The sequence below is a fragment of the Arthrobacter sp. ISL-65 genome (genome assembly GCF_018613795.1).
Lineage (GTDB): Bacteria > Actinomycetota > Actinomycetes > Actinomycetales > Micrococcaceae > Arthrobacter.
In genome coordinates this window covers 71504-96784 of record NZ_JAGGPN010000009.1, presented here as the reverse complement: position 1 = coordinate 96784, position 25281 = coordinate 71504, and the positions used below count along the sequence as shown (strand labels likewise).

The 25281-nt window shown below is 66.7% G+C and carries 23 protein-coding genes and 1 tRNA gene; 11 read left to right on the top strand and 13 right to left on the bottom strand.

Annotated elements, in window-relative coordinates; all coding sequences use genetic code 11:
- The 9 genes from J7I85_RS04575 to J7I85_RS04535 form a co-directional block, all read right to left on the bottom strand.
- Nucleotides 1-939, bottom strand: coding sequence for a deoxyribose-phosphate aldolase (locus J7I85_RS04575; RefSeq protein WP_308159388.1), 939 nt, complete (start codon nt 937-939; stop codon nt 1-3).
- Nucleotides 936-1976, bottom strand: coding sequence for a 5-dehydro-2-deoxygluconokinase (gene iolC / locus J7I85_RS04570; RefSeq protein ID WP_214847213.1), 1041 nt, complete (start codon nt 1974-1976; stop codon nt 936-938). Before iolC ends, J7I85_RS04575 begins: the two co-directional genes overlap by 4 nt.
- A gap of 223 nt (nt 1977-2199) precedes the next feature.
- Complete coding sequence (locus tag J7I85_RS04565; protein WP_214847211.1) at nt 2200-2604, bottom strand: tautomerase family protein; 405 nt, start codon at nt 2602-2604, stop codon at nt 2200-2202.
- A 220-nt stretch (nt 2605-2824) separates the two neighbouring features.
- Nucleotides 2825-3298 carry an SRPBCC family protein gene (locus J7I85_RS04560; protein ID WP_214847209.1) on the bottom strand — a complete coding sequence of 158 codons (474 nt, stop codon included), beginning with the start codon at nt 3296-3298 and terminating at the stop codon, nt 2825-2827.
- A gap of 174 nt (nt 3299-3472) precedes the next feature.
- Nucleotides 3473-4375, bottom strand: coding sequence for a succinate--CoA ligase subunit alpha (gene sucD, locus J7I85_RS04555; protein WP_190607620.1), 903 nt, complete (start codon nt 4373-4375; stop codon nt 3473-3475).
- 30 nt (nt 4376-4405) lie between these two features.
- Nucleotides 4406-5572: an ADP-forming succinate--CoA ligase subunit beta gene (gene sucC, locus J7I85_RS04550; RefSeq protein ID WP_102973202.1), complete on the bottom strand. Its 1167-nt coding sequence runs from the start codon at nt 5570-5572 to the stop codon at nt 4406-4408.
- Nucleotides 5573-5795: 223 nt separating this feature from the next.
- On the bottom strand, nt 5796-6521 hold the full coding sequence (locus J7I85_RS04545; RefSeq protein ID WP_374102433.1) for a hypothetical protein: 726 nt from the start codon (nt 6519-6521) through the stop codon (nt 5796-5798).
- Between the two features lie 2 nt (nt 6522-6523).
- Nucleotides 6524-9070, bottom strand: a complete 2547-nt coding sequence (pcrA, locus tag J7I85_RS04540) for a DNA helicase PcrA (RefSeq protein ID WP_374102436.1) — start codon at nt 9068-9070, stop codon at nt 6524-6526.
- A 92-nt stretch (nt 9071-9162) separates the two neighbouring features.
- On the bottom strand, nt 9163-10038 hold the full coding sequence (locus J7I85_RS04535) for an inositol monophosphatase family protein (protein WP_214847204.1): 876 nt from the start codon (nt 10036-10038) through the stop codon (nt 9163-9165).
- A gap of 43 nt (nt 10039-10081) precedes the next feature.
- Between J7I85_RS04535 and J7I85_RS04530 the strand changes: the two genes are divergently transcribed.
- A complete protein-coding gene (locus J7I85_RS04530; protein WP_214847202.1) occupies nt 10082-10726 on the top strand; it encodes a hypothetical protein in 645 nt (214 codons plus the stop codon).
- Nucleotides 10727-10745: 19 nt separating this feature from the next.
- Here J7I85_RS04530 and J7I85_RS04525 read toward each other — a convergent pair whose 3' ends face one another.
- Entirely contained in the window at nt 10746-11528 is a 783-nt protein-coding gene (locus J7I85_RS04525) for a DUF998 domain-containing protein (protein ID WP_214847200.1), read from the bottom strand.
- A gap of 87 nt (nt 11529-11615) precedes the next feature.
- Here J7I85_RS04525 and J7I85_RS04520 point away from each other — a divergent pair.
- From J7I85_RS04520 to J7I85_RS04510, 3 genes are all read left to right on the top strand, one after another.
- Nucleotides 11616-11688: transfer RNA gene (locus J7I85_RS04520), tRNA-Arg, on the top strand.
- A gap of 1 nt (nt 11689) precedes the next feature.
- Nucleotides 11690-12229, top strand: coding sequence for a DUF6314 family protein (locus J7I85_RS04515; protein WP_251023930.1), 540 nt, complete (start codon nt 11690-11692; stop codon nt 12227-12229).
- Nucleotides 12226-12636, top strand: coding sequence for an NUDIX domain-containing protein (locus J7I85_RS04510; protein WP_214847198.1), 411 nt, complete (start codon nt 12226-12228; stop codon nt 12634-12636). The genes J7I85_RS04515 and J7I85_RS04510 overlap by 4 nt, the downstream gene beginning before the upstream one ends.
- A 5-nt stretch (nt 12637-12641) precedes the next feature.
- Here J7I85_RS04510 and J7I85_RS04505 read toward each other — a convergent pair whose 3' ends face one another.
- Both J7I85_RS04505 and J7I85_RS04500 read right to left on the bottom strand, forming a co-directional pair.
- Nucleotides 12642-14555 carry an ABC transporter ATP-binding protein gene (locus J7I85_RS04505; protein WP_214847196.1) on the bottom strand — a complete coding sequence of 638 codons (1914 nt, stop codon included), beginning with the start codon at nt 14553-14555 and terminating at the stop codon, nt 12642-12644.
- Nucleotides 14552-16219 carry an ABC-F family ATP-binding cassette domain-containing protein gene (locus tag J7I85_RS04500; protein ID WP_214847188.1) on the bottom strand — a complete coding sequence of 556 codons (1668 nt, stop codon included), beginning with the start codon at nt 16217-16219 and terminating at the stop codon, nt 14552-14554. Before J7I85_RS04500 ends, J7I85_RS04505 begins: the two co-directional genes overlap by 4 nt.
- Before the next feature lie 195 nt (nt 16220-16414).
- On the opposite strand from J7I85_RS04500, the gene J7I85_RS04495 reads away from it, so the two are divergent.
- The 7 genes from J7I85_RS04495 to J7I85_RS04465 all read left to right on the top strand — a co-directional run bounded on the left by J7I85_RS04495 (nt 16415) and on the right by J7I85_RS04465 (nt 21997).
- Nucleotides 16415-17152, top strand: coding sequence for a hypothetical protein (locus tag J7I85_RS04495; protein ID WP_214847187.1), 738 nt, complete (start codon nt 16415-16417; stop codon nt 17150-17152).
- Nucleotides 17149-17883, top strand: coding sequence for a hypothetical protein (locus J7I85_RS04490; RefSeq protein ID WP_214847185.1), 735 nt, complete (start codon nt 17149-17151; stop codon nt 17881-17883). Before J7I85_RS04495 ends, J7I85_RS04490 begins: the two co-directional genes overlap by 4 nt.
- A 35-nt stretch (nt 17884-17918) precedes the next feature.
- A complete protein-coding gene (locus tag J7I85_RS04485; protein WP_214847183.1) occupies nt 17919-18671 on the top strand; it encodes a hypothetical protein in 753 nt (250 codons plus the stop codon).
- On the top strand, nt 18668-19405 hold the full coding sequence (locus tag J7I85_RS04480; protein WP_214847181.1) for a hypothetical protein: 738 nt from the start codon (nt 18668-18670) through the stop codon (nt 19403-19405). Before J7I85_RS04485 ends, J7I85_RS04480 begins: the two co-directional genes overlap by 4 nt.
- 299 nt (nt 19406-19704) lie before the next feature.
- Nucleotides 19705-20526: an amino acid ABC transporter substrate-binding protein gene (locus J7I85_RS04475; protein WP_214847179.1), complete on the top strand. Its 822-nt coding sequence runs from the start codon at nt 19705-19707 to the stop codon at nt 20524-20526.
- Nucleotides 20527-21192: an amino acid ABC transporter permease gene (locus J7I85_RS04470; RefSeq protein ID WP_190243027.1), complete on the top strand. Its 666-nt coding sequence runs from the start codon at nt 20527-20529 to the stop codon at nt 21190-21192. It begins immediately after the preceding gene.
- Entirely contained in the window at nt 21179-21997 is an 819-nt protein-coding gene (locus tag J7I85_RS04465) for an amino acid ABC transporter ATP-binding protein (protein WP_251023929.1), read from the top strand. Before J7I85_RS04470 ends, J7I85_RS04465 begins: the two co-directional genes overlap by 14 nt.
- 106 nt (nt 21998-22103) lie before the next feature.
- Here J7I85_RS04465 and J7I85_RS04460 read toward each other — a convergent pair whose 3' ends face one another.
- On the bottom strand, nt 22104-25166 hold the full coding sequence (locus J7I85_RS04460; RefSeq protein ID WP_214847177.1) for a glycoside hydrolase family 38 C-terminal domain-containing protein: 3063 nt from the start codon (nt 25164-25166) through the stop codon (nt 22104-22106).
- Between the last annotated feature and the right edge of the window lie 115 nt (nt 25167-25281).

Here is a 25281-nt window from a genome sequence, read left to right as displayed (position 1 = left end):
TTACTCCGATACTTCTTCTGTGGTGTGGTGAAGCAGTGATGCGGCCGCGGCGACAGCTCCGGCAACATCGCCGTCCTGCGGGTACAGCAGGGTCCGTCCAACGGTGAGTCCCTGCACGCCGGGGAGGGCGAGGGCGGCTCCCCAGGTGGCAAACACCTCGTCCTGGGTGCCTGCCGGGTCCCCGCCCAGCAGCACGGTGGGCATGGTGGTGGCGGCCATGACGCGTTCCATCTCGGCAACGACCGGCAGCTTCATCCAGGTGTAGGCGCTGGTGGACCCGAGGCCCTCCGCGATGGCGATGGACTTGATCACGGCATCCGGGCTCAGGTCGTTGCGGACCCGGCCGTTCTCCCGGACGGACAGGAAGGGCTCCACCATGGCGATCAGCTTGCGCTCGGCGAGCGAGTCAATCGCCTTCGCCGTGGCTTCGAGCAGCGCGACGGTGTCCGGGTCACCCAGGCAGATGCGGGTCAGCATCTTGCCGCCGTCTGCACCCAGTTCCTCCAGCGCCGCGGCCGTGTGGCCAGTGAAGCGGTCGTCGAATTCGTTGACCAGGCCGGCGAGGCCGCCGCGGTTCATCGAACCGAAGACGAGCTTGCCCTCCAGCGCCCCCAGGAGCAGCAGGTCATCCATGATGTCCGGGGAAGCCAGAATGCCGTCCACCGCCGGGTTGGCCAGCGCAATCTGCAGCCGGTCCAGGAGCTGGCGGCGGTCCGCCATGGCCAGCGGGTCGTTGCCGACGGAGAGGGCGCCGCGGGCCGGGTGGTCGGCGGCGACGATGAAGTTCTGCCGGCCGTGCTTCAGGCCGGGGTGGCGGCGGCGGGCCTTGGCGGCCCGGGCCACAGCGTCCGGGTCTTCGAGGCGGATGGTGCTCAGGTGCTCGTAGCGGCGGGGGTTGTCATCCACCGCCAGGGTCGCAGTGCCGGGGTTGAGGCTCACAGGGCCGCTCCTTCGGGGGTGAGTTGGCTGCCATCCCGACCGGGAACAGCAGCATCAGGAACAGCATCGGGAACGAGGCGTCCGCGCTCGGCGAGCAGGGAGGTGACCTCAGCCGGGGTAGGCATGGCATCCGCGCAGGACAGCCGGGAGGCAACAATGGCACCGGCAGCGTTCGCGTAGTCCAGGACCTGTGCCAGCGGCCAGCCGGAGAGCAATCCGTGCACAAACGCGCCGCCGAAGGAGTCGCCGGCACCCAGGCCGTTGACGGTCTCAACCGGAACCGGGGCGGAAACCACGCGCTCGGTGCGGGTCTTGGCCATCACGCCTTCCGGGCCGAGCTTCACTACGGCGATTTCCACGCCGGCGTCCAGCAGGCGGTCCGCCTGCTCATCCGGAGTGCCCGGGCCCACGGCCACGGAGCATTCCTGGTCGTTGCCGATCGCGACGGTGACCTGCGGCAGGATGCGGGCCACCTGCTCCCGGGCTTCCTCCTCGGAGGCCCAGAACATGGGGCGGTAGTCAAGGTCCAGGATGGTGTACTGGCCGTCCTTCAAGGCGGTGCGGGGCCGCGCCTCGTGGGCCCTGATGTGCGCCTCACGGCTCGGCTCCTGGCACAGGCCGGTCACGGTGGACCAGAAGATCTGCGCATCGCGGATGGCGTCCGTATCGATCTCGTCGGCCTTGATCTGCAGGTCCGGTGCCGTGGGGAACCGGCCGTAGAAGTACAGCGGGAAATCATGCGGCGGCTGGATGGCGCAGAACGTGGCCGGCGTCTGCAGCCCCTGGACCGGGCTGACGAAGGAATCGTCAACGCCGAACTTTGCCAGTTCGCGGTGCAGGTACGTACCGAAAGGGTCATCGCCGGTGCGGGTGATGACGCCGGTCCGGCGGCCATGGCGGGCAGCGGCAACAGCGACATTGGACGGCGAGCCGCCGAGGTACTTGCCGAAGGACGTAACATCCTCCAGCCCCACCCCGATGTCGTTCGGGTAGATATCAACGCTGATTCGCCCGATCGTGAGCAGTTCGTGGGTCACGGTAATCGTGGACCTTTCTTTTGGATCTCAACCTCTAAGCAGCCGAACGGCCAAGGCTCCGGCGTTCCGCGGCCCCGTGAGCGGGACCACAAGAACTACTGTGCCCTAGAATTTATGTCCTGTCAAAGGTTTGTACTGACATACTTACAACAAGCAGAACTGCATCAAAAAGCAGCAGCGCGGAGCTGCTGACGGGGACTGGCCGGGGCCAGTATTTCCGTCTCTATTTCTTAGGTACGGCAAGCTCTCCGGTGACGTACTGCGCGCGGCCAAACCCGAAGGACCAGTCCCCCGCCGCGTTCTCGACGTAGCCGATGAAAACGTCCTCGCCAGCGACCCCTAAGGCCCCCAGCTTGTCTGCCACTGCGGCAAACAGGCTCTGCTTTGCCTCTTGGCTACGCCCGCCCTGAGTGAAGATCTGGATCATAACGACGTCCCGTGTGCGTTCGAAGCCGAGGCCTGCGTCCTGCGCAACGATCTGGCCTGGGGCATGCTCCGTGACGATGTGGAAGTAGTCGCGTTCCGGGATGCCATACTCGGCCAGGATGGCATCATGGATACCCCGGCTGAGGCGGCTGAGTTCATCCTGGCTGCGCCCCGAGTTGACGTCGATTCGTACGAGCGGCATGGCTCTCCTTTGATAGTTTGTCCTGACATACTATCAAACTGTTGACATCGTGCAAGATGCTGCCCCGCGCCCCCAAGTAGGTAGCAGCAGATGGCCTTCTCAGCGCTGGGAACGCCATCTGCTGCTACCTACTTGGGTCTTTAAACCGCGGACGGCGGCCGGTGGCCTTCGAGGTAAAGGTCACCGGCCGCCGTCGGACGATTATCTTGTGGTGCGGGCCCTACTTGGCGAGCAGCTCCTCGAGCCGCTCGTAGCCGTCGGACACGCCGCTTTCCATGCCTGATTGGGCCATCCCGTCGCGGGCTTCCATGCTGGGATAGACGGAATGGGCCCGCAGCCGGCACCTGCCGCCGCCCAGGTCCTCGAAGCTCATGAATTCGATGCTGACGATGTCCGGGTAACCGCTGAATTCGAAGGTCTGGATGGCGAAGTCGTTTTCACGGACGGTATGGAAGATGCCGCTGAAGGCGTACGTCACCCCGTCCGGGCCGGTGTGGTTGTACAGGTAGGTGCCTCCGGAACGGAAGTCGTAGTGGTCGATATCGACGTTGGTGCCGCGCGGCCCCAGCCACTGCGTGATCAGCTCAGGCTCCTTGTGCGCGCGGAACACGTCCGCGACCGGAAAATCGAACTCCCGCTCAAAGTCGATGAACGGGACGCCGTCGGGGATGGTGAGTTTAAGTGCATTGCTCATGATCGGTCCTTGTCACTGCTGCAGTGCTTAGAGACCGCCAACATAGACCTCACTGCGGGGCAGAGGCAAGGGTCAGTCCGCCTGCCCTTAAACAAAGAAACGCGGGGTCACTCTGCGCCCAATCCGGGGGGGTGGATTGGGCTGGGAGTGACCCCGCGTTACCTGGGATGAAGCTTAGAGCGTTGCGAAGACTTCGCGCAGCAGCTTGGCGGTCTCGGACGGCGTCTTGCCGACCTTCACGCCTGCAGCCTCGAGGGCTTCCTTCTTGGCCTGGGCGGTACCGGCGGAACCGGAAACGATGGCGCCCGCGTGGCCCATGGTCTTGCCTTCCGGCGCGGTGAAGCCGGCCACGTAGCCGACGACCGGCTTGGTGACGTTGGCCTTGATAAAGTCGGCGGCACGCTCTTCGGCGTCGCCGCCGATTTCGCCGATCATCACGATGGCCTTGGTCTCCGGGTCAGCCTCGAACGCGGCCAGGGCGTCGATGTGGGTGGTGCCGATGACGGGGTCACCGCCGATGCCGATGGCCGTGGAGAAACCGAGGTCGCGCAGTTCGTACATCATCTGGTAAGTCAGCGTGCCGGACTTGGAGACCAGGCCGATGGGGCCCTTGCCGGTGATGTTCGCCGGGGTGATGCCCACGAGGGCCTCGCCCGGGGTGATGATGCCGGGGCAGTTCGGTCCGATGATGCGGGTGACCTGGTTGCCGTCGGCGTCGACCTTGGACTGTGCCAGTGCCCAGAACTCGGCGGAGTCCTGAACCGGGACGCCTTCGGTGATGACGACGACGAGGCCGATGCCGGCCTCGATGGCTTCAACAACGGCGTTCTTGGTGAATGCCGGCGGAACGAAGACGATGGAGACGTCGGCGCCGGTCTCTGCGATGGCTTCCTTGACGGTGCCGAAAACGTTGATCTCGTTTTCGCCGTGCAGGACGGTGGTGCCGGCCTTGCGGGCGTTGACGCCGCCCACGATGTTGGTGCCGGCCTTGAGCATGAGGGCGGTGTGCTTGGTGCCTTCGCCGCCCGTGATGCCCTGGACGATGACCTTGGAGTCCTTGTTCAGATAAATAGACATGTTTTCTTTCCTAGATCTCGACAGGCTCGATCAGCGGGCGTTGGCGAGCTCGGCGGCCTTGTCGGCGCCCTCGTCCATGGTGGCGGCGAGGGTAACCAGCGGGTGGTTGGCCTCTTCGAGGATGCGGCGGCCTTCTTCGACGTTGTTGCCGTCGAGGCGGACGACCAGCGGCTTGTTGGCGGAGTGGCCCAGCTCGGCCAGGGCGCCCACGATGCCCTTGGCGACAGCGTCACAGGCGGTGATGCCGCCGAAGACGTTGACGAATACGGACTTGACCTGCTCGTCGCCCAGGATGACGTCGAGGCCTGCGGCCATGACCTCGGCGGAGGCTCCGCCGCCGATGTCCAGGAAGTTGGCGGGCTTGACGTTGCCGTGGTTCTCGCCAGCGTAAGCGACGACGTCCAGGGTGGACATGACGAGGCCTGCACCGTTACCGATGATGCCGACTTCGCCGTCCAACTTGACGTAGTTCAGGTCCTGCGCCTTGGCCTTGGCCTCGAGCGGGTCGGCGGATTCCTTGTCCTCAAGCTGGGCGTGCTTGGGGTGGCGGAATTCGGCGTTCTCGTCGAGCGTGACCTTGCCGTCGAGGGCGACGATCTCGCCCGCGCCGGTCTTGACCAGCGGGTTGACCTCCACGAGGGTGGCGTCTTCCTTCTTGAAGACGTCCCAGAGCTTCAGAATGACGCCGGCGACTTTGCCGCGCAGTTCTTCAGCGAAGCCGGCAGCAGCGACGATCTCGTCGGCCTTGGCCTGGTCGATGCCCACGGCGGGGTCAATGGCTACCTTTGCCAGGGCCTCGGGCCGCTCAACGGCGAGCTGCTCGATCTCCATGCCGCCTTCCACCGAGCACATGGCCAGGTAGTTGCGGTTGGCCCGGTCCAGAAGGACGGAGAAGTAGTATTCCTCGGCGATGTCCGCACCCTGGGCGATCATCACCTTGTTGACGGTGTGGCCCTTGATGTCCATGCCCAGGATGTTAGTGGAGTGCTCAAGTGCCTCGTCGGCGGACTTGGCAACCTTGACGCCGCCGGCCTTGCCGCGGCCACCGACCTTAACCTGTGCCTTGACGACAGTTACGCCGCCGATCTTCTCGGCAGCTGCCTTTGCTTCTTCAGGAGTGTGCGCCACGATGCCGGCGAGCACGGGTACACCGTGCGCTTCGAACATATCGCGCGCCTGATATTCAAACAGGTCCACGGTTTAGTGTCCTTCTACGTCGAAGTAGTTTCTGTACAGCCGGACTGCACCCAAGGTGCGGACCGGGCTGCGGAATTCACGCGCCCTGCGGCAGGTCCGGAAACGAGCCACGCGGCGCAATGCTCCTTTGGGAACTCTAGTCCTTTGGAGGGACCGGCCCGTTCCAGACTACCTGTTCTGTGAGTAAGGACACTATTCTATGGACCGTAGAAAAACCCCGTGATTACGCGGTTTTTGGGGCGTTGGCGGGCGCCGTCTGGACGTTTTTGCCCTTCGCGGAGATGAGTTCGTAATGATCCCGGCTGATAAAGAAACCGACGCCGCCAGAGACGCTTCCGCAGGCCACCCCCGAGCGGTAGGCGGAGCACCGCAAACCGTTCCGTTCGAGGTTGCCGCCGTCGGGCAGGACGGGAAGCTTGGAGACGGGCCCGTTGGCCGTGCCCTTGGGCCCGTACTCGGCCTCCATCTGCGTGACGCCGGACCGGCATTCACCGTACCGGGCCCGGCTGGGCGTCAGGAGTGCCGCGCCGCCCAGATAGCCCAGTCCGGTCCCCGAGCAGTCGTCACCGACGTCCGGTGCTGCCGGCGCGGGATACACCGCGAGCTCGCAGTGCGCCACGGGCACGGTTGCCAGTTTTTGGTTGTCGGAATCGCTGAAGTTGTTGGTTTCGTACGGCAGGTCCAGGTGCGGCCCGCGGGCTGAGGTCAGCGCGCACACCACGTTCCGGTCCGCAGTGACGAACGCCAGCACGTCCTCCCCTGCCGCAAACCCCGCGGGGTCAGTGAGCGGAGCCTCTTTCAGCTGTTCGAGGGCCGGCAGCGGTGGCGGCGGGGTGTACTCCGGATCCGCGACGGTTACGGAACAGCCGGCCAGGGTAGTTGAAAACAGGGCCGCCGAGAACAGCAGCGCGAGGCCTGCAGCAACGCGATCCAGGCGCCGCACCGGCACGCTCAGGCGTCGATCTTGGTCAGCGGCGCGTACCGCAGAAGCAGCCGCTTCTCGCCGACGTCGAACTTCACCTTCGCCACGGTCTTGTCCCCGGCGCCTTCGACGGCGAGCACAGTGCCGTTGCCAAAGCTCGTGTGGTTGACCTTGTCCCCCACGCTGACCGCGATGACTTCCTTCTGCGGCTGCACGCGGTTTTTCGCGACGGCGGCCGGGACGTCGGCGTTGAAGCCGGCCGAGGAGTCGGCACGGGTGCCGCGGGCCGTTCCGGCGCCCCAGAAGGATCCGCCGTACCGGCTCGACCCGATGTCGGCGCCGCTCCCCCACCCGCCGGACTGCCGGCTGGTCCCCTCGCGCTTCCATTCGACGAGCTCGGAAGGGATTTCCTCCAGGAACTGGCTGGCCGGGTTGTACTGGCTTTGACCCCACATGCTGCGGACCTCGGAACGCGTGACGTAGAGGCGCTTCCGGGCACGCGTCAGCCCCACGTAGGCGAGCCGGCGTTCCTCCGCCAGTTCCTTCGGGTCAGTGGCGGAACGCTGGTGCGGGAAGAGCCCGTGCTCCATGCCGGTCAGGAACACCACGGGGAATTCGAGACCCTTGGCCGTGTGTAGCGTCATGAGCGTGACCACGCCCAGCCGCTTGGCTTCCGCCACGGCGCCGTCGATGTCCGCCCCCGGGGCGTCCGGGATCTGGTCGGCGTCGGCCACCAGCGACACCTGCTCCAGGAAGGCGCCCAGGGATCCTTCGGGATTGTCCCGCTCGTATTCACGGACGACGGCGACAAGCTCGGCGAGGTTCTCCACCCGGGACTCGTCCTGCGGATCGTTGCTGGAGCGCAGCGTGGCGAGGTAGCCGGTCTGTTCCAGCACGGCCTCGAGTGCGGCCGCGGCGCCAGAGCCTGCGGCGACCTCGGCGAGGTCGTCCAGGAGCTTCACGAAGCCAAGCACCGCGTTGACCGAGCGGGTGGCCATGCCCGGCGCCTGGTCGGCGCGGCGGGCGGCGGCGATGAAGGACGTGCGGTCCCGCTCGGCGAGGGCCGCGACGGCCCCCTCGGCCCGGTCCCCGATCCCGCGCTTGGGCTCGTTGAGGACGCGGCGGAGGTTGACGTCGTCGTCCGGGTTGACCAGGACCCGGAGGTAGGCCAGCGCGTCCTTGATTTCCTTGCGCTCGTAGAACCTGGTGCCGCCCACCACTTTGTACGGCAGGCCCACGCGCACCAGGACGTCCTCGATGGAACGGGACTGGGCGTTGGTGCGGTAGAAGATGGCGACGTCACCGGGGCGGAGGTTGTCCTCGTCCTGCAGCCGGTCGATCTCCTTGGCGATGAACTGGGCTTCGTCGTGCTCGTTCTCGCCCACGTAGCCGATGATCTTGTGGCCTTCGCCCTCCGCGGTCCAGAGCCGCTTCTCTGGGCGGTTGGGGTTGCGGGAGATGACGGAGTTGGCCGCGCTCAGGATGTTCTGGGTGGAGCGGTAGTTCTGTTCCAGCTTGATGGTGCGCGCGTTGGGGTAGTCCTTCTCGAACTCCACAATGTTCCGGATGTCTGCGCCGCGGAACGCGTAGATGGACTGGTCCGAGTCGCCGACGACGGTCAGTTCGGCCGCTCCCGCGCCCTCGCCGACGATTTCCCGGACCAGGGCGTACTGCGCGTGGTTGGTGTCCTGGTATTCGTCCACCAGGACGTGCCGGAACCGCCGCCGGTAGGAATCCGCCAGCGCCGGGAAGGCCCGGAACATGTAGACGGTCTCAGCGATGAGGTCGTCGAAGTCCATGGCGTTGGCCTGGCGCAGCCGCTGGGTGTAGCCCTTGAAGACGTCTGCCACGGCGCTCTCGAACGCGTCACTGTGGTTCGCGGCGGACGCGAAGGAGTCGGCGTCGATCAGTTCGTTCTTGAGCGCGGAGATCTTGTGCTGGATAGCCTTGGGCGCGAACTTTTTGGGGTCCAGGTCCAGGTTCTTGGCCACCAGCGTGATCAGCCGCAGGGAGTCGGCGGAGTCGTAGATGGAGAAGTTGGAGTTCAGGCCGACGTTGGCGGCCTCGCGCCGCAGGATCCGGACACAGGACGAGTGGAACGTGGAGATCCACATGGCCTTGGCCCTGTTGCCCACGAGGGCCTCGATGCGTTCACGCATTTCCGCGGCGGCCTTGTTGGTGAACGTGATGGCCAGGATCTCGCCGTGGTGGGCACGCTTGGTGGCAATCAGGTACGCGATCCGGTTACTGAGGACGCGGGTTTTTCCCGAGCCGGCTCCGGCCACGATCAGCAGTGCGCTGCCGGAGTGCTTGACCGCTTCCTCCTGCTGCGGATTCAGGCCCGCCAGCAGCGCCCCGGCGTCCGGGAGATGGTGCCGGGCGTGATCCTCTGCCGGGCCACCCTGCATGCCGCCTTGGCCACCTGCCCCCGGGCCAGCTGCGGGGCGGCCGGCGGATTCGCCCGGACCGCCGCCGAACGCGGGCGTCATCAGCCCCGTTTCGGGGCGCGACTTGGTGATGGCACCGGCGTGGGAACCAGCCTTGAACGGACCGTCAGCGTAGGGGTCAAACAACATATCCATGGTGACTACAAGTCTAGGCGGTGGGACTGACACTGGATTCCGCCCTGTGGATAACCCCGGCGGCGGAAATCCAGCCGGCCGGAAATCTAGTCGACAGAGCCTGACTCAAGCGCGGCGCGCAACTGGTGCACCGCCGTCGTTCCTCCCGCCATGAACCATTCCAGGCCGTTGACGTGAACGCTGCCGGCGACGCCGCCGGCGGCCGTCACGATCGCCTTTCCGGGCAGCCAGTCCCATTCGGGGCAGCTGTGCTGGAACCAGCAGCCAAGCTGCCCGTCAGCGACGCGCCCGAGGTCGCACGAGCCGGACCCGAGCATCCGCAGCGTCGCGGCCGACGTTGCGGCGGCGTGCCACGGCATGGCGCACATCGGGTCGGAGAGCCAGCGCGGGTGGATGTAGGTGGCGGCGCCGAGGTGGGAGAGGTCGGCGGCGTTGCGGTTGGTTCCGTCCTCCTTGAAGGTGGTGACGGGATCGCCGTTGAGGGTGGTGGCGCGCTGCCTGCCGCCGATCCAGAGTTTGTCCTCCTCGGGCTGGAAAATGGCTCCGAGCAGCACATCCGATTCGTCCTTGAGCGCGATGGCTGAGCACCAGTAGGTGGAGCCCTGCAGGAAGTTGTAGGTGCCGTCCACCGGGTCGATGACCCAGGTCCGCCCGCTGCTGCCGCGCACCGCGGCGCCTTCCTCGCCCAGGACGCCGTCGTCCGGGCGGCAGCGCTGAAGCTGCTCCAGCACATAGGCTTCGGCCGCGTGGTCCGCCGCTGTGACGACGTCGGAGATGGAGGTCTTGCGCTGGGCGTCGAGGCCGCCCTGCCGCATCAGCAGCGCCAGCTGCCCGGCCTCGCGGACCAGCTCGGCCGCCAGCTCATAGTCGTCGAGCTCGGGGCTCAGGTTGGTAGCGCTGTGTTTGCCCAGTTTGTGTCTGCCCAGTTCCGTCACGGTTCCCACCCTATCGGCGCCGGGCATGCCTGCACAGCAGAGGCGGAGGACGGCGGGCGATAATGGACGCATGGCCAAGACACCTGCACAGCGGATCAAGAAGCACGGCGCGAAGGCCGCAGTACCCCAGCACCACCTGCCGCCGGTGATCAATCCCGGCACGGACCGCTCTCCGGCGAAGGCCCAGAACAACGCCAACCTGATTGTGATCGCCGGCGTCGTGGCCAGCCTGTTCCTGTTCTGGTACGTTCACCTGCTCACGCTGAACCAGCTCACCCAGCTGTCCGGCGGGCTGGCCATGCCCGATTCCCTGAGCGGCGGCTTCGACACCGGCTACGCCGAGCAGCTGCGCCGTGCCCTGGACGCCGACGCCCGGGGCCAGCTCAACTACGTCCACAAGACGGCGGGCACCCTGTTTCCGCTGATCTTCGCCTTCACCTGGCTGCTTCTGATCGGCACCAACGTGGCCAAAAAGGCGCTGCGCTGGGCGCTCTGGGCGCTGCCGTTGCTGTTTGTGGTGGTACGGCTGTGGGGCAACGTCACCATTGATTCCATGGTCGCGGCGGTTAATCTCGACGCCGGCCAGGTCGCCTTGGCGTCGGGCCTCACCGTGGCCGGCTGGGTACTGTTCGTGGCCAGCCTTCTCGCCGGCGGCGCCGCCGTGTTCCTGGGGCGCCGGTCCTCGAAAAAAGACGCCGGGCCTCCGGCCGTCTAGCCGCCCCGCAGCAGGAAGCCTAGGCGCTCCGGGCGGCCCGGGCCCGGGCGAAGGCCCTGCGCACCTGCCGTTCCTGCCGGACACGCTGGGCGATGACCAGGCCGGCGGCCGCGAGGCCAATCGTGATGGGGTAGCCCATCAGCCGTTCCAGGGTTCCGGGCTCGGGAACGTCCAGGCCGGTGACGGCGGCCGTGAGGAGTGCGGCCGCGGACACTCCGCCGGCGGCCAGGATAAACCAGCCCAGCGGCGTTTGCCGGAGCCACAGGGCGCCCAGCAGCAGCAGCGCCAGGGAACCGGCGATGAAGTACATGACGGCGCCCGCGTAATGCCAGCCGGAGTCCAAGTCTTCAGGGACCAGCCCCACGACGACCGTGCCGGCGCCTGCGGTCCCGGTCAGGATCCGCGCCGCCACGGCTGAGTACCACGGCACTTCCCCGGAATGGCTGGCCGTGACCCGCACGCCGGCCCGGGCGGCCACCCGCAGCAGCGCCGAGCTCAGCAGCAGCGCGCCCAGCAGCATCCCCAGCCCCTGAACCACGAAGGAGACGTTCATCAGCAAGTGCAGCGGCGAACAGATGCTGCGGCCGCCGTAGAGCCCACAGGTGACGGCACCCAGGTCGCTGATGAGGCCGGTCCGCCGGCTGTAGGGGTCGGGCCCGGCCCAGGCCCCGATGACGGCGGCCTCCGCCATGAAATACTGGACGACGCTGAGCACCGCCCACGCCCCGATGTACTGCCGTGTGGAGGCGGTGTCCGGCAGGAACGTTGCGCGGGCGGTGGGGACTTCAGCTGCGGCGGCCATGCCAAGAGCGTAGTACGCGCGCTCACCTTGTATGCTTGTAAGCGTGCCCGAACGGGCCGGTCCAAAACCCGGCTGCGGCGGGCACCCGCCCTCGTAGCTCAGTGGATAGAGCACGGCTCTCCTAAAGCCGGTGTCGTTGGTTCGATTCCAATCGAGGGCACTTGAATCTGCAGCACCCGTCCGGGCTCCGCGACTATCTGCTGGGCACAACGCCGGCGGACCCTTCATCCTCCGACCTTCCGGCCGCAGGCCGGTGGTCCGTGGAGCGGACCATGCTGGACCGGGCCGCGGGCACCCGCGGAACCTTTACCGGCGTCGTGATCTTTTCCCCGGACGGCGACGGCGGGCTCCGCTTCCACGAGGAAGGGACCGTGGTCTGGCCTGCTGCCGACGCCGACACCTTCTCCGGCCCGGCCACCCGCGATTACCTGCTCAGGCCCGCGGACACCCCGGATGCCATGGACATGCTGTTTCCCGACGGCCGGCCGTTCCACCGGATGAGCTTCTCCCCGGAGGCTAGCCAGGACCGGCACTGGTGCGATCCGGACACCTACCGCGTCACCTACCTGGTCCACGGCGAGGACGAGTTCAGTTACGTCTGGGATGTCACTGGCCCCCGCAAGGACCTCCTGCTGGAGTCAGTGCTGCGGCGGCTGCCCGGAACGGTGGCGGCAGTGGACGGGCTAGGCTCGAAGCCGTGAATCCGCGCATCATCGTTTCCGCAGTATGTGTCTATGACGCCGCGGGCCGGCTCCTGACCGTCCGCAAGCGCGGCACGGACAAGTTCATGCATCCAGGCGGCAAGCCCGAGCCCGGCGAGACCGCGGTGCAGGCCGCCGCCCGGGAGCTGCAGGAGGAAGTCGGGATCATTGTCGATCCGCGGGAACTGACCCTCATGGGCGTGTGGCTGGCCGATGCCGCCAACGAGGCAGCCACGGAAATCGAAGCCACCGTCTTCACCGCGCCGGGCACCTGGGTGGCCCACCCCTCCGCTGAGATCGCCGAGATCCGGTGGCTGGACCTCGCGGCGGAATGGCCCCGTGACCTCGCACCGCTGCTCACAGACCACATACTGCCGGCGCTGGCGGAATCCGGCCCCGAGGCCTGAAAAGGTCAGTACTCCGGGACCGCTTCCTCCACCACGGCCGTGGCCTCGGCGAACTGGGTCCGGTACAGCTCTGCGTAGCGGCCGTCCGCGGCCAGCAGCTCGGTGTGGGTTCCGCGTTCCACAATCTGTCCGTCCTCCACCACCAGGATGGCGTCAGCAGCGCGGATCGTGGAGAGCCGGTGGGCAATGACGACGGCGGTGCGCCCCTCGAGCGCCGCACCCAGCGCCGCCTGCACGGCAGCTTCGTTCGTGGAGTCCAGCGCGGCGGTGGCTTCATCGAGGATGACCACCCGGGGCTGGGCGATCAGCAGCCGGGCGATGGTGAGCCGCTGGCGTTCCCCGCCGGAGAGCCGGTAGCCGCGCTCCCCCACCACAGTGTCCAGGCCATCGGGCAGGGACCTGATCATTTCCTCCAGCCGGGCGCGGCGCAGCACATCCCACATCTGCTCGTCGGTGGCCTCCGGGCGGGCCAGGCGCAGGTTGGAGGCGATGCTCTCATGGAACAGATGGCCGTCCTGCGTCACCATGCCGAGGGTCTGGCGCATCGAATCGAAGGTGAGGTCGCGGACGTCCACGCCGGTGCCGGGCGTCGTACCGCCGAAGCGGACGGCGCCCGAGTCGACGTCGTACAGGCGCGAAAGGAGTTGCGCGATGGTGGATTTCCCGGCTCCGGATGAGCCGACGAGGGCCACCGTCTGCCCAGGTTCCACCCGGAAGCTGATGCCGTGCAGCACGTCTTCGCCGCCGCGGGTGTCCAGGGTCCGCACGTCCTCCAAGGAGGCCAGCGAGACCTTGTCCGCCGAGGGGTAGGCGAAGCGGACATTGTCGAACTCCACCGAGAGCGGACCGCGCGGGGAGGCGACGGCGTCGGGCTTCTGCTGGATGAGCGGTTTGAGGTCCAGGATTTCGAAAACGCGCTCGAAGCTAACCAGGGCGCTCATGATTTCTACGCGGGCGTTCGAGAGCGCCGTGAGCGGCGCGTAGAGGCGGGTGAGCAGCAGTGCGAGCACAACGACGTCGCCCGCGGCCAACTGCCCTGCGAGCGCGAGCCAGCCGCCCAGGCCGTAGACCAGGGCGAGGGCCAGGGCCGAGACGAGGGTCAGCGCCGTGACGAAGGTGAACTGCAGCATGGCGGTGCGGACGCCGATGTCCCGGACCCGGCCGGCACGGAGTGCGAACTCGTGGGACTCCTCATCGGGGCGGCCGAAGAGCTTGACCAGGGTGGCGCCGGGCGCGGAGAAGCGCTCGGTCATCTGGGTGCCCATGGTGGCGTTGTGTTCTGCCGCCTCGCGCCGCAGGTCGGCCAGCCTGGAGCCCATCCGTCGGGCAGGGATCAGGAAGATCGGCAGCAGGACCATGGCGAGCACTGTCACGAGCCACGACTTGTTGAGCATGACCGCCAGGGTCAGCGCGAGGGCCACGGCATTGCTGACCACGCCGGAGAGCGTGCCTGCGAAGGCTGACTGCGCTCCGATGACATCGTTGTTCAGCCGGCTCACGAGGGCTCCCGTGCGGGTCCTGGTGAAGAAGGCAATCGGCATCTTCTGGACGTGGTCGAAGACTTTGGTCCGCAGATCCAGGATCACGCCTTCACCGATCGTGGACGACAACCAGCGTGTCAGCAGGCCTAGCCCGGCCTCCGCCACGGCCACGATGGCGATCAGGACGGCGAGCCCGATCACGGTTCCGGCATCCGCGTGGGCGATGATCTCGTCGACCACCTGCCCGGCGAGGACCGGGGTGGCCACCGCCAGGACGGCCATCACGATGGACAGCAGCACGAAGGCGATCAGCTTGCCGCGGTGGGGGCGGGCAAAGCTGAAGACCCTTTTCAGCGTCGCCTTCGAGAACGGTTTGGACCCGCTCGAGGCGCGGGTGATGTTGTAGAGGGAACTCCAGGCGACCCGGTCCATGCTCATGTGGTGCTGCCTTTCGTGGCATCGGCGTGCAGCTCGGTGACGACGCCGTTCTCGACGTTCCAGCGTGCGTCAAGACGGACGTTTTCCAGCAGCCGCCGGTCGTGGGTGACGAGCAGCAGGGCGCCGTCGTAGCTTTCCAGTGCTTCTTCAAGCTGCTCGATCGCCGGGAGGTCCAGGTGGTTGGTGGGCTCGTCCAGGACCAGCAGGTTCACGCCGCGGGCCTGCAGCAGGGCCAGGGCGGCGCGGGTCCGCTCCCCCGGCGACAGCGAGTCCACGGTGCGCGGGGTGTGGTCCGCCTTGAGGCCGAATTTGGCCAGCAGTGTGCGGACTTCGGCGGGTGTGTAGTCGGTCAGGACGGCTTCGACGGCGTCCGCCAGTTTCAAGTGACCGGCCAGCAGCCCGCGGGCCTGGTCGATCTCGCCGACAGCCACGGACACCCCGCGGGAAGCGTCGCCGGAGTCCGGTTCCTGGGTTCCCAGCAGCAGCCGGAGCAGCGTCGACTTTCCCGCGCCGTTGGGCCCGGTGATGCCTATCCGCTCACCGGCGTTGAGCTGCAGGTTGACCGGCCCCAGGGTGAAGCTGCCCTGCCGGGCGACGGCGTCGCGCAGCGTGGCCACCACAGAGCTGGAGCGGGGCGCCTGGCCGATGCTGAACTGCAGCTGCCACTCCTTGCGCGGTTCTTCCACCACGTCCAGGCGGGCGATGCGCGATTCCATCTGCCGGACCTTCTGCGCCTGCTTCTCCGACGATTCGGAGCTGGCAGCCCGGCGGATCTTGTCGTTGTCCGGGTTTTTCTTCATCGCGTTCCGGACGCCCTGGGAGCTCCACTCACGCTGGGTCCTCGCCCGGGACACCAGGTCCGCCTTGGTCGTGGCAAATTCCTCGAACCGTTCCCGGGCGTGCCGACGGGCCACGGCGCGTTCCTCCAGGAAGGCCTCATAGCCGCCGTCGTACACGGCCACCGAGTTCTGGGCGAGGTCCAGCTCCACGATGGAGGTCACGCAGCGTGCCAGGAACTCGCGGTCGTGGGAGACCAGCACCGCGCCGCCGCGAAGCCCCTGCACGAAGGCTTCCAGCTTGGCCAGGCCGTCCAGGTCAAGATCGTTGGTGGGCTCGTCCAGGAGCACGACGTCGAAGCGGCTCAGCAGCAGGGCGGCGAGCGCCACGCGCGCAGCCTGGCCACCGGACAGCCCGGTCATTTCGGCGCCGGGGCCGACGTCCAGGCCCAGGTCCGCCAGGACGGGGGCTATCCGTTCGTCCAAGTCCGCGGCGCCGGAGGCCATCCACCGGTCAAAGGCCATCGAGTAGGCATCGTCCGCTCCGGGCGCTCCCGAGCCGAGGGCCTCGGCCGTGGATTCCATTTCGGCGGTGGCTTTGGCGCAGCCGGTGCGGCGGGCGATGTAGGCGGCGACGGTTTCGCCTGCGAGCCGTTCATGTTCCTGCGGCAGCCAGCCCACAAAGGCGTCGGCCGGTGCGAGGCTCACTGTGCCATCCTGCGCCTGGTCCACGCCGGCAAGGAGCCGCAGCAGTGTGGACTTGCCTGCGCCATTGGCGCCGACCACGCCAATAACGTCCCCGGGAGCCACTGTGAGGGACAGCCCGGAGAAGAGGGTGCGGTGATTATGACCGCCCGAAAGGTCCTTCGCAACTAGGGTTGCAGTCATCAATCCATCCTCTCACCGCTGCCCGTTTTCACCCGAACAATCAGGCGGGCATGAAAGAACCCGCTGGTCCGGACTTGGGGGGTGTACGGACCAGCGGGTTCGACCACCTAGCATAGTTGAAGCGGCGCGCTACGTAAAATCCAAGCCGGCGGGCCGCCACTTCGCACCACCCCGCCCGTCAGCAGAGAGCGTTCCATGCCCCTACCCGCCAAGGTCTTCCAGCGCTGGCTGCACGGCGTCGCGCCGGATGCCAGCGTTGCTGATGTGGCCAGGGCGTCAGGGGTCAAGCGCACCACTCTGGCCCAGCAGTTGGTCCGCGGCAAGGTGGCCGAGATAACCGTGGTGGGGATCAGCCGGGCCTTCAATATTAATCCGGTGGCAGCGCTGGGCTCCTTTGAGCCTTACCGGGATTTGGGAAAACCGCCGATCCCGCCCACGCTGCAGGAACTGGTCAGCCAGATCGCCACCGCGGACCTCCTGCACGCCATCATCGCCCGCACCGAGCTAGACGCCGGCACAGGAAAAGGCACAGGGCCGCCCGGACTCAGCCCGCCGCCGCATGCCACCTCAGTGAAAAACTGGGTGGACGCAATCGACGACGGCGAACTCCGCCACCGCGTCTCCGCCGCTACCGGCGTCGCCCCTCAGAACTACTCCGCTCAACTGACCGCCAACCGGCTGGCCCCGGAACTGGCCGTCGCCACCTCCCGGGCTGCCGGCGTCGGACTGACCGGCGGACTGGTGGCAACGGGGCTGGTGACCGAAGCCGAAGCCGGCTGGCCGCCCGGTGCCCGGCAAGCTGCCCTGGATAGCATGACCTACGGCGACCTGGCCGTTCTGGCCGGCGAACGCCTCCAGGCGCTCGGCAAGACCTTGCGGCGGCAAGAACACGACCAACTACAAACCGAAACGATCTGGGAGAACCTCGGATGATTGAAATCCTGCAGTGGACCACCCTGATCGCGTCCGGCGCGGCCACGCTGAGCAGAATCCCGAACCTGGTCCGCCGGAAGAACAGGTCCATCTTCTACGCTCTGGCGCTACTGACACTGGCCACCCTGCTCAGCATCAACGGTCCCTATCTGGCGATCGATGCCCTGCTCGGCAGTGCCAACGTGGCCAACCTGCTGCTGCGCTTCATCATCTTCGGGGCCATCTTCTTCCTTGCCCTTCGGATTGCTGCCGGGTTCGGGGACAACCGCGGAATCCAGCTGATACGGGGCCGCACCGGCATGCTTGCCCTGGGACTGATTTCTGCCGTGCTGGTGGTCTGCTTTGTCCTGATGGACACGTCGGGATCGTCGGCGGGGCTCGTAGACGTGGCGGCCAAGAATCAGCAGAACGCCCTCCTCGTGGAGTACTACGGCGCCGCCGGGCGTGCCTACCCGGCGTATGTGTGTCTCGCGATCCTGCCGGGGATGCTGCGGGCCATCCGGAGCCCGCTGCCCGCGCTGCTCAGGATGAGCGCGGCGCTTCTGGCCGTGGGCAGCATCGCGATCCCCCTTTCGTTGTTGTTCCCCGTCGTCCCGCCGGGGCTGGGGTTCCTGCGCTTCGTCGTCAACTACACAGCCATCCTGTGCTTCGTCGTCGGCCTGGCACTCATCTGGGTGGCCAGCGGCCGGGCCGGCCGGAAGCACCGGCCGCTGTCCGCCGAACGCCGTTAGTATCGTTCCAATCATTCGTCAGCAGAGAGCGTTTCATGCCCCTCCCCGCCAAAGCATTCCAGCGCTGGCTAAATGGCGTGGCACCGGACACCAGCACGGCCGATATCTGCAGGGTCTCCGGCGTCAAGCGCACCACCCTCGCCCAGCAGCTGGTGCGGGGAAAGGTTGCCGAGACTACTGTCGTGAGCATCAGCCGGGCCTACAACATCAATCCGGTCGCCGCACTGGCCACCTTTGACACGTACAGCGACCTCGCCAGTTCCTCCCTCCCTCCTTCCGACAAGGAACTGGTAAGCCAAATCGCCACCGTCGACCTGCTGCGGGCCGTCATTGTCCGCACCGCACCCAAGGGCTCCACCGGCACAGGCTGCACGGGTACGGGTACGGGCCAGCCGGAACTCAGCCCGCCGCCGCATGCCACCTCGGTGAAGAACTGGGTGGACGCAATCGACGACGGCGAACTCCGGCACCGCGTCTCCGCCGCCACCGGCGTCGCCCCGCAGAACTACTCCGCTCAACTGACCGCCAACCGGCTCGCCCCGGAACTTGCCCTCGCCACCTCCCGGGCTGCCGGCGTCGGACTGGCCGGCGGACTGGTGGCTACGGGGCTGGTGACCGAAGCGGAAGCCGGCTGGCCGCCGGGCGCACGGCAGGCGGCCCTGGACCGGCTTAGCGACGGCGACCTGGCCGCCCTGTCCGGCGAACGCCTCCAAGCGCTGGGCAAGACCCTGCGAAGGCAGGAGCAGGACCAGGAACAGACTGAAAGAATCTGGGAGAACCTGGTATGAGCGAGGTTCTCCCGTGGATAACACTGGTTGTGTGCGCCGGTGCCGCCCTGGCCCGGATTCCGAGCGCACTGCGCGGACTGAACCCAACCGTGTTCTTCATCTTCCTGCTGGCGACGGCCGCCGCGGTACTGAGCATCGAACAGTTCTACATGGCCATCGACGGAGCCATCGGCGGAATCAACATTGCTCACGTCCTGCTGCGCCTGATTGTTTTCGCCACGATCTACCTCATCGCAGTCCGCGTCACGAAGGGGTTTGGCGCCCCTGACGCCCACCGCATGATCGCCGGGCGTCCGGGGCTGGCCATGCGCGCGATTTTCTCAGCTGCCCTCGTGACGGTCTTCCTTATGATGGAACCGGCCGCCTCGTCAGTGCGTTTCAGGGATGCCAGCGCCATCAGCGCCCGGAATGAGGCCCTGCTGCCGTACTACTGGGCGGCCGCGCGGGGCTACCTGGCATACGTCTCCCTGGCACTGCTGCCTGCCTTGCTCCGCAGCGTCAAGGAAAGCCTGCCCCCGCTCGTCAGGACCGGGGCGGCCCTGATGGCGGCCGGAGCGGTGGCCACTGTGGCCGGTCTCTGCCTTGAATTTGCGCCTCCCCAGTTCCTCGTCATCGCGCCGGCGGTGAACAACGGGGCGGTGGTTTTCTACATATCCGGCCTTATTCTGGTCTGGCTGGCACGCGTCAAGGTTGCCAGGCCCGGGAGTCACGGAACGTCATCTACCCAAAGGTAGCTGACCGGTATTCACAAAATCATTAGACCGTGAGAGAATCATGAATGTGTGAAAGCAGTTGCTGCCTGGCTCACAAGCCGTGGCGCCTGCCGGATCGCACATTGGGGGGATGAGTGGTGGCGGCCGTTGGGGACCGCCCCCACTCAGCCTTTTTAAGGGCCCGCCTTTCAGAACCCGCAGCCCCCGTATGATGGCGAAATAAAAGGTCTTTGCCAATGCGTTGCAGGCAGTGGCATCGACGGAAGCCGGACCCGGCCGCCGCGATGCCTACCGCCGCAGCCTGAAGAAGGGTACCCGCCATGAACCGTGTCCATTCCCGCCGCTCCGCTCTTGCGGCCACCCTTGCCGGACTGACACTGGCTCTGACCGCCTGCGGCGGCGGAGGTTCCCAGACTCCGGCTGCCAGCAGCTCGGACACGTCACTCAGCGATGTGAAATCCAAGGGCGAGATCGTCGTCGCCACCGAGGGCACCTACAAGCCCTTCAGCTTCCATGCGAAGGGAGCCGGCGACCTGACCGGCTACGACGTCGAGATCGCCCGCGCCGTGGCTGACAAGCTCGGAGTGAAGGCCACCTTCCAGGAGACCCAGTTCGACGGGATATTCGCCGGCCTCGACGCCAAGCGGTTCGACACCATCGCCAACCAGATTTCCATCAACGCGGAACGCAAGGCCAAGTACGACTTCTCCAAGCCGTACACCGTCTCCACGGGCGTGATCGTGACGAAGGCGGACAACAGCAGCATTACCAGCTTTGAGAGCCTCAAGGGCAAGACCGCAGCCCAGTCGCTCACCAGCAACTTCTACAAGTTGGCCGTAGACGCGGGCGCCAATGTGCAGTCCGTGGAGGGCTGGGCCCAAGGCGTGACGCTGGTCCGGCAGGGACGCGTGGACGCCATCGTCAATGACAAGCTCACCTATCTCGACTACGCGAAGACCACTCCGGATGCCGGGCTGAAGATCGCCGCCGAAACCACTGAGAAGTCCGAAAGCGCCTTCGTGTTCCGCAAGGGCTCTACGGAGCTCACAGCCGCGGTGGACAAGGCGCTGGACGATCTCCGCGCTGACGGGACGCTGGCCAAGATCTCGGACAAGTACTTCGGCACGGACGTCACCAAGTAGATGCCGTTGAACTGGGATCTCATCTGGAGCTCCTTCGGCCCTATTGTCACGGGCGCAGTCACCGGCACCATCCCGCTGACGCTCGCTTCATTCGCCATCGGCCTCGCGCTGGCGCTGCTGGTGGCGCTGATGCGGCTAAGCCGGAACGCCGTGGTGTCCGGTCTGGCGCGGTTCTACGTTTCGGTGATCCGCGGAACCCCGCTTCTGGTGCAGCTTTTTGTGATCTTCTACGGCCTGCCGAGCCTGGGCGTGAAGCTCGATCCATGGCCCAGCGCCATCATCGCCTTTTCACTGAACATCGGCGGCTATGCCGCCGAGGTCATCAGGGCTGCCATCCTGTCGGTGCCCAAGGGCCAGTGGGAAGCCGGCCACACCATCGGCATGTCCCGGGCCCAGTCGCTGCGCCGCATCATCCTGCCGCAGGCCGCGAGGGTGTCCGTCCCGCCGCTGTCCAACACCTTCATTTCGCTGGTGAAGGACACGTCGCTGGCCTCACTCATCCTGGTCACGGAGCTGTTCCGCAACGCCCAGCAGATCGCGGCCTTCAGCCAGGAGTTCATGGTGCTGTATCTCGAGGCTGCCCTGGTCTACTGGATCATTTGCCTGGCGCTCTCCTCCGGGCAGTCCGTGCTTGAAAGGAGACTGGACCGCTATGTCGCCCACTGACGGAGCAGCACACGCCGCACCCCAGGCCGCTGCATCTCAGGGCAGGCCGGTGCTGTCGGTCCGCAACCTCGCGAAGGCGTTTGGCAGCAACGTGGTGCTGCGGGACATCGACCTCGACGTCCGCCGCGGCAACGTCGTGGCCCTGATCGGGCCGTCAGGTTCGGGCAAGACCACCGTGCTGCGATCGCTGAACGGACTGGAAACGCCCGACGCCGGGACAGTCACCGTTGCGGGTCCCGGAACCGAGCTCGCGCTGGATTTCTCCGCCAAGGTCTCCAAGAAAGAGATTTCGGACCTGCGGGACCGCAGCGCCATGGTGTTCCAGCACTACAACCTGTTCCCGCACATGACCGTCCTGCAGAACGTCATCGAAGGACCGGTCCAGGTCCAGAAGCGCAAGCGGGCCGAGGCGGTGGCCGAGGCCGAAAAGCTCCTAGCCAGGGTGGGGCTGGCGGACAAGCGCGACGCTTACCCGTTCGAGCTCTCCGGCGGCCAGCAGCAGCGCGTGGGCATAGTGCGTGCCCTGGCCCTGAAACCCCAGCTGCTGCTGTTCGATGAGCCCACGTCGGCTTTGGACCCGGAACTCGTGGGTGACGTCCTGGGCGTCATCCAGGAACTTGCCGACGAGGGGTGGACCATGGTCATCGTCACCCACGAGCTTGCCTTCGCCCGGCAGGTGGCAGACGAGGTCATCTTCATGGACGGCGGCGTGGTGGTGGAGCGCGGACCGGCGGCCGAGGTTCTACGTGCCCCTCGGCAGGAGCGAACCCGGCAGTTCGTCCGGCGGCTGCTGCACGAGTTCTGAGCTGCAGGAATGCTGAGCTGCACGATTTCTAGGCACCGGTAATGCCGGCAGCGCCCGCCCTATGGCTCGGGCGCTGCCGGCAACCCAGCTCAGCGAGCAAAACAGGTCAGCGGGCAAACCTCAGGGTCACCAGCTGGAACGGCCGCAGCGTGAGTTCGGCCGAGTCCGCCCCGGCCACCACACCCGTCGCGTCGACCGGCCGCTCGAGCAGGTCCACGGCCTGGATTCCTGTGGCCGGGAAGTTGGCGGTCAGGCGTCCGGCCGAGCGCTGGCCCAGTGATTCGTACAGCCGGACGATGACGTCCCCCGAGCCGTCTTCGGCCAGCTTCACGGCTTCGACCACCAGTGCCGCGTTGTCCACCGTAACCAGCGCCTCGGCCGGGTGCGCGCCCAGCACCGTCCTCGGCGCGAGGTTGGCGCGGTAGCCCTCCTCCACGGCCTCGGCGATTCCCGCTGCCGGCCGGACCCAGACGTCCAGCACGTGCCTGCCGCGGTCGGCCTGGGGGTCGGGGAACTTGGCCGCGCGCAGCAGCGAGAGCCGGACGGTAGTGGTGGTCCCGCCGTCGTCCCGGACAGACCGGGCGACATCGTGCCCGTACGTGGAGGCGTTGGCGATGGCCACGCCGTACCCAGGTTCTGAAACGTGGATCCAGCGGTGGGCACAGATCTCGAACTTCGCCGCCTCCCAGGATGTGTTCACGTGGGTGGGGCGGAAAACATGGCCGAATTGCGTCTCCGCGGCGGAACGGTCCGCCCTCAAGTCCAGCGGGAATCCCAACTTGAGCAGTTTCTCCCGCTCCTGCCAATCGACTTCAGTGGAGATGCCCAGGGACGGGCTGCCCGCCGCCAGCGTGATGCGCTGGGTGATGCGGGAGGAGCCGGTGAGCCGTTCCACCACGACGACGGCGTCCCCGCCGTTCCGCTCCAGCCTCACCTCCGCGGCGTCGGTAAGGCTGGTGACGTTCCGCCGGTAGAACTCATCGATGTCCCAGGCGTCCCATTCGTTGGGGGTGTCCCGGTGCAGTTCCAGGTGGTTTCCGAACTGGCCGGGGGCGACGGCCTCGCGGCCGGTCCCGTGGTCCCGCAGCGACGTCAGGAGCCCGTTGTCATCCAGTACGGCACGGATAACGCCGTTGTCCAGGACAAAGCCGCCGTCCAGCGGCGTGGCCTGAACCTCATCCACGGTTGGCACTGCCTCCCGGCCCGGCACTGCATCGTGGGCTGGCTCAGACACAGCGGCCGCGAGCGCCGGGACTCCCAGGCGGGCATGCGGGCTGGCGTTGAGCAGGAACTCCTGCGTGCCTTCGCCCAGGAGGGCCGCGGCCGCCTCGCTGATGATGGCTTCCAGCCCCTTGGCGACGGCTGCGTAGTTGCGTTCGGCGTCCTGGTGCACCCAGGCGATGGCGCTGCCGGGCAGGATGTCGTGGAACTGCTGCAGCAGGACCAGTTGCCACAGCCGCTTCAGCTCGGCCGCGGGGTACGTGTACTCCCCGCCGGAGCGGACGGCGGCAGTGGCGCACCACAGCTCCGCCTCGCGGAGGAGGTGCTCGGACCGGCGATTGCCCTGCTTGGTCCTGGCTTGGCTGGTGTAGGTGCCGCGGTGCAGCTCCAGGTACATCTCCCCCACCCAGACCGGCAGCGCTTTGTACTCTGCCTCGGCCTGCTTAAAGAAGCTGTGCGGCGTTCCGATCCGGACTTTCGGCGAGCCTTCCAGGTCGGCCGCGCGGTGCGCGGCAGCGACCATCTCCCGCGTCGGTCCCCCACCGCCGTCGCCATAGCCGAAGGGGACGAGCGAGATGGTGCCGTGTCCGTGGTCCCGGTAGTTGCGCTCGGCGTGCGCCAGATCCCGGCCGCTGAGTTCGGAGTTGTACGTGTCCACCGGCGGGAAGTGCGTGAAGACGCGCGTGCCGTCAATGCCTTCCCAGTTGAAGGTGTGGTGCGGCATCCGGTTGATCTGGTTCCAGGAGATCTTCTGGGTCAGGAACCAGCGGCTGCCCGCGGCCTTGACGATCTGCGGCAGGGCTGCGGAGTACCCGAAGGAGTCCGGAAGCCAGGCTTCCATGCACTCGACGTCGAATTCCTTGAGGAAGAAGCTCTTGCCTTCGACGAACTGCCGGGCCATGGCCTCACCGCCAGGCATATTGGTGTCGGACTCCACCCACATGCCGCCCACGGGAATGAACTGGCCGGACTTCACCTTTTCCCTGATGCGGGCGAAGAGCTCCGGGTAGTATTCCTTGATCCAGGCGAGCTGCTGCGCGGAGGAGCAGGAGAACACGAAGTCCGGGTCCTCGTCCATGAGGGCAACCACGTTGGAAAAGGTCCGGGCGCACTTGCGCATGGTTTCCCGGACAGGCCACAGCCAGGCCGAATCGATGTGCGCATGCCCGGTGGCCAGCAAGTGGTGGGCCGAGGCGTAGGCAGGCCTGGCCAGCACCTCCGCCAGCGCTGCACGCCCGGCGGACGCTGTGCCGGCGACGTCGTCCGGGTCCATGATGTCCATCATGCGTTCCAGGGCACGGAGGATCTCGTGCCGCCGCGGCAGTTCGGTGGGCAGCTCATGCATGAGGCCACTGAGTGTCAGCACGTCCTGCTGGAGCTCCCACACTGCTCGGTTCAGCTCCGCGATGGCGATGCTGCCCAGGCGGTACTGCGGTTGGTTGCCCGCGGTAGCCTTGTCCCCGTACGGAGTCGGCGCGAAGCTCCAGCCCTGGGCAACATCAGGATTGGCTGCTGCCTCCACATAGAAGTCCACAGCGAGCCCGCTGCCCAGCAGCTTCAGCGGGATGTGCTGGTTGCGGGGCGAGATAGCCTTCATGACACTGCCGTCCGGGCGCCACGCGATCCCCTCGCACTGGAAGCCGGGGATCTCCGTGGTGAACCCGAGGTCCACGACAATCTCCACCTCGGTATCCGGCGCGGTTCCCCAGGCGTCCGGCACCTCTCCCTGAAGCCGCAGCCACTTTGTGCTCCACGGGCGCCCCCAGGCGGCACCGTGTTCCTGTGGCACGAAGTCCTGGCGCAGGGCCTCCAGAACCGGGACGGGTTCATCCGGAACGTCCCAGCTGGTCAGCTCCAGGGGCACGCTGCGCCCATAAATGGCAGGGGTGATCCGTTCGCGGAGAAAGCGGTCCAGACGGACTTCCGTGATCCGGCGGTCGTCGTGCAATGTGTACCTCTTTAGTACGTGAAAGCTGAAGCGGGCTGTGCTGGCTTTCGTGCGGGCATGGGCGTCGCGGTCAGCTTGGGGTCCGGGCAGTCCAGCTGCCTTATGAGCGGATCAA

Excerpts from the sequence above, each read along its gene's own strand:
- J7I85_RS04565 (WP_214847211.1), bottom strand. The coding sequence starts at position 2,604 with ATGCCGCTCGTACGAATCGACGTCAACTCGGGGCGCAGCCAGGATGAA.
- J7I85_RS04560 (WP_214847209.1), bottom strand. The coding sequence starts at position 3,298 with ATGAGCAATGCACTTAAACTCACCATCCCCGACGGCGTCCCGTTCATC.
- sucD (WP_190607620.1), bottom strand. The coding sequence starts at position 4,375 with ATGTCTATTTATCTGAACAAGGACTCCAAGGTCATCGTCCAGGGCATC.
- pcrA (WP_374102436.1), bottom strand. The coding sequence starts at position 9,070 with ATGTTGTTTGACCCCTACGCTGACGGTCCGTTCAAGGCTGGTTCCCAC.
- J7I85_RS04535 (WP_214847204.1), bottom strand. The coding sequence starts at position 10,038 with ATGCCCGGCGCCGATAGGGTGGGAACCGTGACGGAACTGGGCAGACAC.
- J7I85_RS04530 (WP_214847202.1), top strand. The coding sequence starts at position 10,082 with ATGGCCAAGACACCTGCACAGCGGATCAAGAAGCACGGCGCGAAGGCC.
- J7I85_RS04525 (WP_214847200.1), bottom strand. The coding sequence starts at position 11,528 with ATGGCCGCCGCAGCTGAAGTCCCCACCGCCCGCGCAACGTTCCTGCCG.
- J7I85_RS04505 (WP_214847196.1), bottom strand. The coding sequence starts at position 14,555 with ATGAGCATGGACCGGGTCGCCTGGAGTTCCCTCTACAACATCACCCGC.
- J7I85_RS04500 (WP_214847188.1), bottom strand. The coding sequence starts at position 16,219 with ATGACTGCAACCCTAGTTGCGAAGGACCTTTCGGGCGGTCATAATCAC.
- J7I85_RS04495 (WP_214847187.1), top strand. The coding sequence starts at position 16,415 with ATGCCCCTACCCGCCAAGGTCTTCCAGCGCTGGCTGCACGGCGTCGCG.
- J7I85_RS04490 (WP_214847185.1), top strand. The coding sequence starts at position 17,149 with ATGATTGAAATCCTGCAGTGGACCACCCTGATCGCGTCCGGCGCGGCC.
- J7I85_RS04485 (WP_214847183.1), top strand. The coding sequence starts at position 17,919 with ATGCCCCTCCCCGCCAAAGCATTCCAGCGCTGGCTAAATGGCGTGGCA.
- J7I85_RS04480 (WP_214847181.1), top strand. The coding sequence starts at position 18,668 with ATGAGCGAGGTTCTCCCGTGGATAACACTGGTTGTGTGCGCCGGTGCC.
- J7I85_RS04475 (WP_214847179.1), top strand. The coding sequence starts at position 19,705 with ATGAACCGTGTCCATTCCCGCCGCTCCGCTCTTGCGGCCACCCTTGCC.
- J7I85_RS04470 (WP_190243027.1), top strand. The coding sequence starts at position 20,527 with ATGCCGTTGAACTGGGATCTCATCTGGAGCTCCTTCGGCCCTATTGTC.
- J7I85_RS04465 (WP_251023929.1), top strand. The coding sequence starts at position 21,179 with ATGTCGCCCACTGACGGAGCAGCACACGCCGCACCCCAGGCCGCTGCA.